The sequence below is a fragment of the Bacillus sp. TH22 genome (assembly GCF_016651015.1).
GTDB classification, from domain to species: domain Bacteria; phylum Bacillota; class Bacilli; order Bacillales; family Bacillaceae_G; genus Bacillus_A; species Bacillus_A mycoides.
This window is the reverse complement of record NZ_JAEKER010000001.1, coordinates 3,818,539-3,830,720: the sequence shown is the minus strand read 5'-3', so window position 1 is coordinate 3,830,720 and position 12,182 is coordinate 3,818,539. Positions and strand designations below refer to the sequence as shown.

15 protein-coding genes are annotated in these 12,182 nt (G+C 41.1%); 2 read left to right on the top strand and 13 right to left on the bottom strand.

Annotated elements, in window-relative coordinates:
• Positions 1–7 precede the first annotated feature (7 nt).
• From glcU to JFU18_RS19480, 6 genes are all read right to left on the bottom strand, one after another.
• Positions 8–865: a glucose uptake protein GlcU gene (gene glcU, locus JFU18_RS19505; RefSeq protein WP_098636405.1), complete on the bottom strand. Its 858-nt coding sequence runs from the start codon at positions 863–865 to the stop codon at positions 8–10.
• A gap of 33 nt (positions 866–898) precedes the next feature.
• A complete protein-coding gene (locus JFU18_RS19500) occupies positions 899–1,321 on the bottom strand; it encodes a DUF3888 domain-containing protein (RefSeq protein WP_002089063.1) in 423 nt (140 codons plus the stop codon).
• 99 nt (positions 1,322–1,420) lie between these two features.
• On the bottom strand, positions 1,421–1,654 hold the full coding sequence (gene moaD / locus JFU18_RS19495; protein WP_201034383.1) for a molybdopterin converting factor subunit 1: 234 nt from the start codon (positions 1,652–1,654) through the stop codon (positions 1,421–1,423).
• A 2-nt stretch (positions 1,655–1,656) separates the two neighbouring features.
• A complete protein-coding gene (moaE, locus tag JFU18_RS19490; protein ID WP_002129479.1) occupies positions 1,657–2,121 on the bottom strand; it encodes a molybdopterin synthase catalytic subunit MoaE in 465 nt (154 codons plus the stop codon).
• Complete coding sequence (gene mobB, locus JFU18_RS19485; RefSeq protein ID WP_137077247.1) at positions 2,118–2,639, bottom strand: molybdopterin-guanine dinucleotide biosynthesis protein B; 522 nt, start codon at positions 2,637–2,639, stop codon at positions 2,118–2,120. The genes moaE and mobB overlap by 4 nt, the downstream gene beginning before the upstream one ends.
• Complete coding sequence (locus tag JFU18_RS19480; RefSeq protein WP_201034384.1) at positions 2,603–3,892, bottom strand: molybdopterin molybdotransferase MoeA; 1,290 nt, start codon at positions 3,890–3,892, stop codon at positions 2,603–2,605. The genes mobB and JFU18_RS19480 overlap by 37 nt, the downstream gene beginning before the upstream one ends.
• A gap of 83 nt (positions 3,893–3,975) precedes the next feature.
• Between JFU18_RS19480 and moaC the strand changes: the two genes are divergently transcribed.
• Positions 3,976–4,461 (top strand): cyclic pyranopterin monophosphate synthase MoaC, encoded by a 486-nt coding sequence (moaC, locus tag JFU18_RS19475; protein WP_002129484.1) that lies wholly within the window; start codon positions 3,976–3,978, stop codon positions 4,459–4,461.
• A 42-nt stretch (positions 4,462–4,503) separates the two neighbouring features.
• On the opposite strand, the gene JFU18_RS19470 is transcribed toward moaC, so the two are convergent.
• The 6 genes from JFU18_RS19470 to JFU18_RS19445 all read right to left on the bottom strand — a co-directional run bounded on the left by JFU18_RS19470 (position 4,504) and on the right by JFU18_RS19445 (position 10,531).
• On the bottom strand, positions 4,504–5,517 hold the full coding sequence (locus tag JFU18_RS19470) for a molybdopterin-synthase adenylyltransferase MoeB (protein ID WP_201034385.1): 1,014 nt from the start codon (positions 5,515–5,517) through the stop codon (positions 4,504–4,506).
• A gap of 16 nt (positions 5,518–5,533) precedes the next feature.
• Positions 5,534–6,547 (bottom strand): GTP 3',8-cyclase MoaA, encoded by a 1,014-nt coding sequence (gene moaA / locus JFU18_RS19465; protein ID WP_002138702.1) that lies wholly within the window; start codon positions 6,545–6,547, stop codon positions 5,534–5,536.
• 197 nt (positions 6,548–6,744) lie between these two features.
• A complete protein-coding gene (locus JFU18_RS19460) occupies positions 6,745–9,459 on the bottom strand; it encodes a BclA-related collagen-like exosporium protein (RefSeq protein WP_201034386.1) in 2,715 nt (904 codons plus the stop codon).
• 121 nt (positions 9,460–9,580) lie between these two features.
• On the bottom strand, positions 9,581–9,904 hold the full coding sequence (locus JFU18_RS19455) for a hypothetical protein (protein WP_201031923.1): 324 nt from the start codon (positions 9,902–9,904) through the stop codon (positions 9,581–9,583).
• Positions 9,905–9,924: 20 nt separating this feature from the next.
• Entirely contained in the window at positions 9,925–10,149 is a 225-nt protein-coding gene (locus JFU18_RS19450; protein ID WP_201034387.1) for a spore germination protein, read from the bottom strand.
• A gap of 76 nt (positions 10,150–10,225) precedes the next feature.
• Entirely contained in the window at positions 10,226–10,531 is a 306-nt protein-coding gene (locus JFU18_RS19445; RefSeq protein ID WP_000141214.1) for a rhodanese-like domain-containing protein, read from the bottom strand.
• Between the two features lie 199 nt (positions 10,532–10,730).
• Between JFU18_RS19445 and JFU18_RS19440 the strand changes: the two genes are divergently transcribed.
• Positions 10,731–10,913 (top strand): hypothetical protein, encoded by a 183-nt coding sequence (locus JFU18_RS19440; RefSeq protein ID WP_002129493.1) that lies wholly within the window; start codon positions 10,731–10,733, stop codon positions 10,911–10,913.
• 48 nt (positions 10,914–10,961) lie between these two features.
• Here JFU18_RS19440 and JFU18_RS19435 read toward each other — a convergent pair whose 3' ends face one another.
• Positions 10,962–12,086 carry a homoserine O-acetyltransferase family protein gene (locus JFU18_RS19435; RefSeq protein ID WP_201031924.1) on the bottom strand — a complete coding sequence of 375 codons (1,125 nt, stop codon included), beginning with the start codon at positions 12,084–12,086 and terminating at the stop codon, positions 10,962–10,964.
• Positions 12,087–12,182 lie beyond the last annotated feature (96 nt).

Here is a 12,182-nt window from a genome sequence, read left to right as displayed (position 1 = left end):
TACCTCCTTAACCTTTCGCAATCCCCAGCATAATTCCAGCTGCAATGATAAAAACGATACCAATAACAATCCCAATTAATTGACGCTTCGTTTTCCTTTCACCTAATATAAAAATCCCGCCAAGCGTCGAAATAATAATTCCCATTTGTGAAAGGGAAAAGCTTGTTGCGACCCCAACTCTTGGCTGCGAAATGAATAAAAACATATTTCCAGCTGCCCAAATCAATCCTGGAAGAATATTTCGAATCGCATATTTATTGAATGGATGATGTTTAAATGTGAGTAAAATCCCGCCTAATACCATACCGACCGCTTGTGGTAATAAAGCCGACCAACCGTTCACGTTAAATAACCGGATAACTACTACGTAAACTAAATAACCGACTGTTGAAATTAATAAAATAATAATTCCTTTTTTAAAATTTCCTGCTTGCTCTGCATTCTTCTCTTCTGTACTTTGCAGCGATGTTAAAATAACCCCGATAATAATACAAACGAGCGCCAAAACTCCAAGAACGACCGATATCGTCGTTGACCATTCATGAAACACGATAACCCCAAATAATGTTGTTGCAACTAATTGAAGCCCTGTTGAAATCGGCATCGTTCTAGAAACACCCATTAAATCAATACTTTTTAATTGATTCGCTTGACCAAGTGCCCAAAATAAGCCAGATACAATTCCAACTCCAATAACGGTCGGAGTTAATACTGGCTTCATAAAAATATAAACGACAATTGAGAAGATAAGTGCACCGAACGTTGTACCGAGCGTTTGACTATACGGTCCCCCACCCAGTTTCACGTTAAATAGCACAATACTCCCCCAAAATATAGCTGGTAAAATCGCTAAAAGTATATCCATCGCTCATTACCTTTCTCTACAAAATGTCATAGGTTATCGCTCTAAATCATTAGAGTGAGCTTTTATTTTTTCGTTTTTTCGTGCACAAATCTTTTCTACAATAGCACCAGAAACATTCTTTTCTCGCTCCACTTTCTTTATCTTTATGTGATCTAAATTGTCTTCCAAAGTAAGTGTAACTTTATCATTCGGTGGATTATGTGCCCCTTGAAATGTAAGAAATTGTATCGTAACTTCAAACCTAGGAACAAACTCATCTTTCTTGCCTAGACGCTTTATATTTGTAACTGAGTCACATTCATATTGATCTTCTGTCACTTGCCTTATAACCGAGTAATATCGATTCAGTAACGCACTTTCTAAAAGCTGTTCCGTCGATTCCTTTGCCAAAGAATTGCTTGGAGAAAAGAAAAAAACAGAACATATCATTGCAATCATTACACATATCTTTTTCATAACTTCCTCCTTTTCCTATAAGATAGTGTTCTCCAAAATGCCATAAAAAAACGACTTTCCCTATTTAGGAAAGTCGTTTTTTATAGCATAAATCCAATATTAACCACCACTCACTGGTGGTATTAGTGCAACTATATCACCAGTGTGTATCGTGTCATCTTCATTTGCGTACTCTTCATTAATCGCAACCATAATTGGCGCTGACACTGGTACATTATATTCTTTCGCAACAATATCTTTTAACTCTGCAACAGTAATATTTTCTTTCTCTATTTGTAATTCACTCGTTCCTGCTTCTTCTTGCAAGTTCGCAAATAACAATACTCGAATCATATTTATAACTCCTTCCCAGGCTCTCCTGCTGGATATGGTGTTTTTTCTAATTGGTCACCAATCCATGAGTCACCATCTTCCCAAAACTCCTTTTTCCAAATTGGAACAATTTGCTTAATACGCTCCATAATATATTCATTCGCTTCATAAGCCTCTTTGCGATGAGGCGTTGATACAGCAACAACAACCGCTATATCAGAAATTTGCAGCGTGCCGATGCGATGCGTAATCGCAACATGTGTACCGGGCCACTTCTCCTTCACTTCTGATCCAATTTTCTGTAGCATCTTTTCTGCCATCGTCTTATAAGCTACATACTCTAAGTATAGTGTACGACGCCCTTTCGTAAACTCCCTAACTGTCCCGATAAATGTTGTAACAGCACCACATTCACGGCGAACTACTTTCTTTGTCACCTCTTCAATCGAGATTTCTGTATCAATTACTTCATAATACGTATTTATCATTTTGCACCCCTAGCCGTTTGTAAAAACCAGTCTATATACAATTTTTCTTCTGTTATATGAAATACTTTATATTCTTCTCGTACATTTGACGAAGCATCATACCACGTAATAACTGCCGCTATATTTTCTACTTTATGTAAAAGTTCAGCGTCTTCCGCAGAACGAAGTAACACTACTTTCGGATAGTTCTCAGCTTTATAGCCCTCTATTAAAATCGTATCTACTTCAAAAAATTCGTACAAGCGGATAATTTCTTGCAAGGACCATTCATCTCGCAAAGAGGACAAAGATAGTAATCCGGCACCTTCTACACTACTTACTACAGCACCAGCTTTTCTGTGTCTTTCACTATCTTTTTGCGCTACTTCAGGAAAGCCCCCGTGACCATGATGTTTAATTGTAGCAACCTTCATTTCTCTTTCAGCTAATGCATGTACAATCTTCTCTACAAGTGTTGTTTTCCCGCTATTTTGATACCCTACTATTTGTAAGATTGAAGAGGCTTTGCCCACGGCCAATCACTTCCCTCAGAGCATTCTAACAATAATACAGACACTTTCATTCCTGCTTCAAATCCTCTCGTTCCTCCAGGCAGCACGATAAAAGCATTTGCATCCGCAAGTGAAGAGACCGCACTCGATTTATCTAAACCGACTGGCATCGCTTGTAGTGCCCCATTAACAATACTCGCTTTCGCTCTTACAAAACGAGTAAACGGATTTGGTTTTGGGAAATCTTTTTGTAAAATAGCATCAGTTCTATATACGTGAGGCTCCTTCACATGCAAATACGTTTTCATAATTGGATGCACAAATAATTCGAAACCTACATAACAGGCTGACGGATTACCTGATAAACCGAAAAGTAGCTTTCCATCAACTTCAGCTACTGTCGTTACACTCCCCGGTCTCATCGCTATTTTATTAAAGAGTACATTCGCCTGTAACCTTGCATAAATAGCTGGCAAATAGTCGTAATCCCCTACTGAAACACCGCCCGTTGTAATTAAAATATCAACCTCATCCATCGCTGATTTAACAGCTGTAAAACATGCATCTAACTCATCGGCAAGTTGTCCATAGTAACGCACTTTTCCGCCAGCTTTCATAATTTGAGCGGCAATCATGTAAGAGTTACTATTTCTAATTTTCCCTGGCTCTAACGCCTCATGCACTTCTAGTAATTCGCTGCCCGTCGTTACAATACCGACAACAGGCTGTTTTACAACTTTCACAGTGCTATATCCAAACGTCGCTAATAATGCGGCAACACCTGGATTGATTACAACACCTTTCTTAACGAGGACTTGATTTTGTTTTATATCTTCTCCTTTAAATGACACATTGTCACCGTTTTGGAAAGGACGTTTTAACTTCATATATGTACTTTCGTTCCTCTCGAATCCTTCCGTCAGTTCTAGCATTACGACTGCATTGCAATCTTCTGGAATAGCTGCTCCTGTCATAATACGAACCGCCTGAAAAGCCCCTACTTCTTCTGCAAAAACAGATCCTGCTCCGATTTCCCCTATTACTTCAAATTCAATCGGATGCTCTTGACTCGCTTCCTTCGTGTCTTCTGCTCGAATTGCGAAACCATCGTAAGGAGAACGATCAAAGTGAGGAACGTCGTGATCTGAGACAACATCCTCTCCAAGAATCCTCCCGTAACTTTCTGTAATAGAAACTTCTTCTACTTCACCATGCTTAGCATATTTCATAACCCGCTCTACAGCCTCAGCAACTTGAATCGGGATTCGTTTTTCTACCATTGTTTCTCACCTCATATTTGCAAAATATCTAATCTCGATTACACTTTATATATTAAATCGCAATTACTTCAAGGAGGAATTCCATGTCTTCATTCACACATTTCAACGACCAAGGGCGCGCTAAAATGGTTGATATAAGTGACAAAAAAATAACCGTTCGAACAGCAATAGCATGCTCTAGCATTCTCGTTACAAAAGAAATTTTTGATAAAATCTCACGCAATGAAATTGGTAAAGGTGACGTATTAGCCGTCGCACAAATCGCAGGTATTATGGCTGCAAAACGTACTTCTGATATTATCCCAATGTGCCATCCTTTATTATTAAAAGGTGTTGATGTCTCTTTCGATTGGAAACAGTCAGAAGAACAATATCGGCTACTTATTGAAGTAAAAGTTAAAACAGAAGGTAGTACCGGCGTTGAGATGGAAGCTTTAACAGCTGCTTCCGCTACCGCTCTTACTGTATATGACATGTGTAAAGCCGTTGATAAGGGTATGATTATTGGCGAAACGTACTTACTTGAAAAAACGGGCGGAAAAAATGGAGATTATATTAGAAATTCTTAATCCTACCTTTTCCATTTGAACCTAAAGGATTCCCCTTTAGGTTCAACCTATATATCTTGCATATAGTCGTTTCGCAACATTCATATCATTCGTACCATGAATAAACGCCCTGCCATCTGTAAATAAAACAAAACGATATTCTTCCACTGGAAATGATAATAAGTACGGCGTTGCTTTTACATCCACACTTTTTTGTAAGCGCTTTTTAATTTCTTCTAAATTAAAACCCTGACGCACACCTGGACGGATTTGAACTGTATTTCGCCCACATAATACTTCTGTTTTCGTTTGTGCTTCAAATGTTAAACTCGGATATGTACGTAACTTTCCACAGGATAAACATGTATCCTTTTTCTGCCTATTCACTTTAAATGCCATCTGTTGATTATTCCAAAGATCAAATGATAGCATCGTTTCACGAAGTGCCTCAAAATCTTCTACTAATATTTTCAAGGCTTCCGTTATTTGATGTGCAACTACTAATTGCACTGCTGGCTGTATAATACCGGCCGTATCACATGTCGCTCCGCTCGCCGGATGTTCCATTAAACATCGAAAACACGGCGTTTTTCCTGGCAAGATTGTATAAGTTACTCCGTAGCTTCCAACGCATCCTCCGTATATCCACGGAACGTTATACATCTGCGATATATCATTAATAAGAAGGCGCGTTTCAAAATTATCTGTCGCATCTAATATTAAATCTACACCTTTAATTAAATCTTCCATTTCTTGCACCGTTACATCAGTCACAACCGGTACAATTTCTACTTCGGAATTAATTGCCTTTAAATGTTCTGCTGCCGCTATTGCTTTCGGTTTATAATGCTTCGCATCTTCTTCTGTATATAATTGTTGCCTTTGTAAATTACTCCATTCTACATAATCACGATCCGCAATTGTTATTTTTCCAACACCTGCTCTAACAATTGCTTCTGCATTCGCTGCTCCGAGTGCACCAGCACCGATAACGAGCACATGCTTCCCTCTTATTTTCCGTTGCCCTGCTTCCCCAACACCAGAAAATAACATTTGTCTTGAATATCGCTCTTGCATACGACATCCCCCTTTCTTATCCTCCTATATAAGACATTTCAATTTTCGGACGATTTTTCGCACTTTCTTCTGTCCGTTCATCTGAATATCGATCTTTTCTATTCTCCCATACATATTGTATAGCTTTTAATAACTCATTATCCGAAAGGTTTTCCCTCAGAAGTTTCCTTAAATCCATTCCTTCTGTTGCAAACAAGCAAGTATAAAACTTTCCATCTGCCGAAATTCTTGCTCTCGTACAAGAAGAACAAAATGACTCAGAAACAGAGGTAATAAAACCAACCTCTACATTCGTTCCAACGTATCGATACCGCTTCGCAACCTCACCAAAATAATGAGCTTCAGCTGGCTCAATTGGATACACCCCATGAATCATATCAATTAATTCTCGTTTCGTAATAACTTGATCAAAATTCCATCCATTCGTACTGCCAACATCCATAAACTCAATAAATCTAAGCGTGATTCCTTGTTCTTTAAAATACGTAGCAACCGGAAGTACTTGATGATCATTCATTCCTTTTTTCACAACCATATTTACTTTCACTTCAAGGCCTGCTTCTTTCGCTGCCATAATTCCTTTTAACACTGGCTTCGTATTCATATTCCGGCCATTAATTGCGCGGAACACATTATCATCTATCGCATCCAAACTAACATTTACTCGGTGTAACCCAGCTTCTTTTAACGCCTTCGCTTGCTTCGTTAAATGAATCGCATTTGTCGTTAATCCTATATCTACTAAACCGTCAATTTTCACGAGACGTTCGATAAGTTTTGTTAAGTCCTTACGGAGCAAGGGTTCGCCACCAGTAAGTCTAATTTTCCGTACACCGATGCTAACAAATACTTTTGCTAATCGCTCTATTTCATCAAATGTCAGTAAAAACTCATCTTTCAAAAAAGCATAATCAGGACCAAACACTTCCGCTGGCATACAATACGTACACCGTAAATTACAACGATCAATGACAGAGATGCGTAAATCTTGAAGTGGGCGTCCGAAAAAATCTTTAACCTTCTCCTGCATCGCCACTCTCCCTTTCTGCCAAATTTATACCTCTCTTCATTCTATTATAATATATTTTTGAACCGCGATGTTTTTGCTAAGGTGAATAAAGTGAAACTTTAATCAGTGGGGGTTTTGTCCATCCCCACTGATTATTAGCCCACAAATAGAGGGATAAAAAACCTTGAAACATAAAAGTTCCAAGGTTTTTTTGCTTATTAACTTAATCTAATAATAGTTAGAGTAGCTCCTGGCGTTGTCGTAGATAATGTAGCCACTGCAAGTAATCCAAATAACTGTAAACTAATAGCAGAGCCCGCAGCTAAATTACTAATAATTGTCGCATTAAATGAACCTGTAGCCACTGCCGGTGAATTTATTGTTCCTGCTAGCGGACTTCCATTTACAGTTATACGCGAACTTACAAGTAAAGCTGCCGTTATATTAATTGTGTAGGCTATATAATAATTACCTGCATTTGTAACGGTAAACACAGTATTTCCACCACTAACTGTTATTCCCGGTCCAATATTTTGATTGTTCGGTAATGGTATATTCGTACCCCCTAACAACACGGAAATAGCACTTCCTGAAGTATTATTTGCAAAGGAATACGTTGCAGTTGTACTAACTCCAGTCACCCCGGTCGCTCCAGTGGCTCCTGTCGCTCCCGTTGGACCTTGGATTCCTTGTGAACCTGTTGGACCCGTGCCTCCGGTTGGACCTTGTGAACCTGTTGCCCCCGTTGGACCCGTGTCCCCGGTTGGGCCTTGTGGACCTTGTAAACCTTGCACACCTTGCGGACCAGTTGGACCTATTTCTCCTTGCACACCTTGTATTCCGGTTGGGCCTTGTGGACCAGTCGGACCTTGCACTCCTTGTATCCCTTGAATTCCCTGTGGGCCTTGTGCTCCGGTTGCACCTGTTGCCCCTTGTATCCCTTGTGGGCCTTGACCTCCTTGGACTCCTTGAGGACCTGTTGGACCTTGGATTCCTTGCGGGCCTTGAATTCCTTGCGGCCCTTGATCTCCCGTTGCTCCCGTTATACCTTGGATCCCTTGTGGACCTTGAACACCTTGCGGACCGGTTGGTCCTATGTCTCCTTGTACTCCTTGTATTCCTTGTGGACCCTGCAGCCCCGTTGCTCCTGTTGCACCAGTTACTCCAGTTGCTCCGGTCACACCCGTCGCCCCTGTTACTCCCGTATCTCCTACTCCTCCCGTTACACCTGTCGCTCCTGTCGGACCAGGTGGTCCACCGGATGGACCTGTCAATCCCGTCGGCCCTGATGGACCTGTTGGGCCAGTCGGTCCAGCTGGGCCTCCTGATGGACCCGTTACACCTGATGGACCCGTTACTCCAGTTGCCCCTGTAGTCCCTTCCCCTGTCGCCCCTGTTGTACCCGTATCTCCAGTTACTCCTGTCGGCCCTTGGATTCCTTGAATTCCTTGTGGGCCTTGCACTCCTTGCGCACCCGTCGGTCCTTGAATTCCTTGGATACCTTGAACTCCCTGTGGACCCATTGGACCTGTTGGACCTATATCCCCTTGAGTACCTTGCACTCCTTGCGGGCCCTCTGGACCTGTTGCTCCTATATTCCCTTGAACACCTTGAACTCCAGTTGCTCCTTGTGCTCCGGTTGCTCCTGTTATACCTTGAATCCCTTGTATTCCCTGAATTCCTTGTGGACCTTCTGGACCTGTTACTCCTATTGGTCCTTGAATTCCTTGGATTCCTTGTGGGCCCTCTGGACCTGTTGCTCCAGCTGGTCCTGGCACTCCTTGTATTCCTTGCGGACCCTGAAGTCCTTCTGGGCCTTCTGGGCCTGTTGGTCCTATATCACCCATTGGCCCTTGAATTCCTTGGACTCCTTGTGAGCCTGTGTCTCCGGTTGGACCAGGTACCCCTTGTATTCCTTGTGGGCCTTGATCTCCTGTTGCTCCTGTTATACCTTGAGGTCCTATGGCCCCTTGTATACCTTGCGGACCTTGATCTCCAGTTGCCCCCGTTATCCCTTGAATTCCCTGAACCCCTTGGATTCCTTGTTCACCAGTTACTCCTGTCGGACCAGGAATACCTTGAATACCTTGCGGACCTTCTGGACCCGTTGGTCCAATTGGCCCTTGAACCCCTTGGATTCCTTGCAGGCCCTGTGCTCCTGTTTCTCCTGTACTTCCAGTCGGTCCTGTATTTCCAGTCACTCCCGCACTTCCAGTTACTCCAGTATTTCCAGTCGCTCCCGTCGCACCTGTACTTCCACTCGGTCCACCTCCTGGCCCTGTCGCACCAGTTGCTCCAGTCGGACCTGGAGGTCCTCCAGATGGGCCGGTTATCCCTGTTGGACCTGTTATTCCAGTCGGACCACTAATCCCCTGACCAGTCGCTCCTGTTGCTCCCGTATTTCCACTCGGTCCTTGTGGGCCTTGTATCCCTTGAGCTCCTTGTATTCCTTGTGAACCTGTTGCACCCGGTACCCCTTGCACTCCTTGAATTCCTTGAGGTCCCTCTGGCCCAGTAGCTCCAATCGGCCCCTGTAATCCCTGTATCCCCTGTATACCTTGTGCCCCAGTCGCTCCGATTGGACCAATTGGACCTTGTAACCCTTGCACTCCTTGAGGTCCTGTCGCTCCAGTTTCTCCCTGTGGTCCCCTTAATCCTTGTGGTCCCTGCTGTCCTTCTGGTCCTGTTGCACCCATTTGTCCAGCTGGTCCTTGAATCCCTTGCACTCCTTGAGGTCCTGTCGGGCCCATCTCCCCCATCGGACCTTGAAATCCCCTTGGTCCTTGTGGGCCAGTCGGGCCTTGTGGACCGGTTGGACCAGTAATCCCAATGCCAGTAAATCCCGTTGGAACGGGAGGAAAGGTAGGTCCAATAAGATTCGGTGAAATTCTGAAATTAGAGTTTAATGAATTTTGTCTATCGCGCTCTTTCACACTTTCACCACCTACACACCATCTTTTTTACTTTAAACAAACCTCTTCTTCTTAATATGTATTTACAAAAACAATCTCAAAGACTATTTTTATTTTAAATAATAAAAACTCCCTTAATTCCTTAAGGGAGTCCCGCAATTGAATCCATATTATCTGTATTCGGGACAGCTTGCGCTATACCCGATGCATTTACACTTTGCCCCATATTTGTTCCTGTTAAAGCACCAGCAGGGGTACCTCGTGTATAGGTTGTCGTCACCGAATCTCCCGGTTGTAAACACAGCTTCGTCTCCGTCCCTATTACTGTAACAACATCAATCCAAGTGCAACCCGTTGAACCACTATACGATTTCGTAGCAGTAAATGAAGTATCACTCAAATTGTCACCTGTAAATATATTCCCAGTATTATTAACGATAATAAATTCTTTAATACGTGCAGGCATACTTACACTCTACCTTTCCTTTATGCACCTAATGTACGTGTACTCGTCGCTAATGGCGGAAGAAACACTGATGTTCTAATCACAGCTTCTGGCTGTCGTTTCCCATTTAAAAACACAGCCGCACTCGATCCTCCAGCACCAGCATATATTTTTGCCACAGATAAAGGTGAGATATCATAACAGTCGCCGACATTAACAGCTCCTGTATTATTAATAATTTTTACTTTACGCATGTTAATTCCCATTTCCCCTCCCCCTTTTGTATACTGTATGCAAAAGAAAAAAACTTGAAACAGACTCGTTTCAAGTTTTTGCAGCTACTTATTTAGTTTCGCCTTCATATTGAAGCATACCGCCAACCATATTCACTGTTTTAAATCCTTGCTCATTTAAATAATGGCATACATTTTCACTACGCATTCCCGAACGGCAAATAAAGATATATTCATTCTCTTTCTCAAAGAAATCTACTTTATTTGGAATATCGCCCATTTTAATATGTACAGCTTCCGGAATTTTCCCTGCCGCTACTTCTTCATCTTCTCTTACATCTACTAAAAATAATGTTTCTCCATTTTCTAAACGCTCTTGCACTTCTTCTGTAGTAATTGTTTTTACTTCTGTCATATGTAGTTCCTCCTTATATACAATAAAACCTTCAGTTTCTTCTTTAAACAATCATTTCTCATCAATTTTAGCATGCGAAGGAAGGAACGCAAAGAATGGAACATTTATTTCTCAATTTCCCCGCAAAACTTATTCTTTACAAACATAACTGACGCATTGTATCCTCAATATACTTGTTTGATGAAAGGAGCCAGTTAAAATGACACTTTTTCTTTTCATTATGGGCATCATTTTCTTAGTTTTTGCAGTTATTGCTCTTAGTATGAAAAATAATAAAAAGATAAAATCCCCTCAAGAAATGTCATTCTTATTTCTATTACTTAGTATAGCTTTCTTCGGTTTATCAATCGCTTCATATATTTTCCGTCTGCAAATCATGTAAAAAAAGGTGCCTACTATAAATCATGCACCTTTCCACATTAATTATTTCCTACACAAAACTAGATACTTTCCGGTTTAAAAACTCATAAATTTTCTTTTCAAATAAATGAACATCTAACGCTCCTGCCATATGCCCATTTATACTTTCTATCTCATATACTTCTGCATATTTCCCCTGTTTTTGCAAAATGTCTACCATTTTATAATTATAACGAGGTGGCTGAAGTAAATCTTGTTTGCACGGAATCATGAGTACATTCGCTTCTATATTAGAAAGAGCCTCTTCTAAAGAAGAAAATCCATGCGCAATATCATGTAATAAGACTGCTTTCGCAGTGTACATCCACGAATTTGCATCTACTAAATCTATACTTTTGCATATCACTTTATTAATCTCCTTCTCAAATGATGTTAATGCAGAAAATTCCTGATAAGGTGCCATTTCTATACTGTTCCGCGGGAATGCCATTTCATAAAAATGTTCATCAAACGCATTCATAAACATCATTCGATTTGCTAAATGAAGACCCTTCGTTGGCTGCTCTTCTCCATACTTTCCACCTTTCCAGTTTGGATCAAGCTGAATTGCTTCAATCGCATTTTGCGCTACATTTCCCGACGTTATAATTGGATTTTGTGGATTCGTAATAACTCCAATCACTCGCTCTACCATATGAGGATAGTGAACAGCCCATTGCTGCGCAATCATCCCACCTGCCGACGGTCCCATTACAGCATGTAGCCTAGCAATCCCCATATCTTTTATTAACTTATATTGCATACGTGCTACATCTAAAAATGTGAAAACTGGAAAATCCATCGCATACTCAAAACCAGTCATCTGATTTATCGATTTTGGTCCCGTTGTAATTACGTAGGGATTCTTCACCTGTACATTACAAAGGTTATCAGTGCATATAACGAAATATTTATTTGTATCAATTGCTTTTCCAAGTCCAATTAACCCATCCCACCAACCAGCTTCCTCATCATGCTCTGTATATTTTCCTGCCGCATGACTTGTTGCACTAAAATAGTGACAAACCAAAATCGCATTTGATCTTTCTCTATTTAAAGCACCATACGTCTCATACCCCATTTGAACAGGAATTTCCCTACCATTTTCAAGCACAAACTCTTTTAAAACAAATTTCTCCTTTTTTACAATTTGCATAGACTCACCTTCTTCCCATCATATTATGAACTGCTTACTAAAGGATTTTTTCTACGGAAAGCATTCTCCTTCTTCTTTTCATAAATAAATGAATAA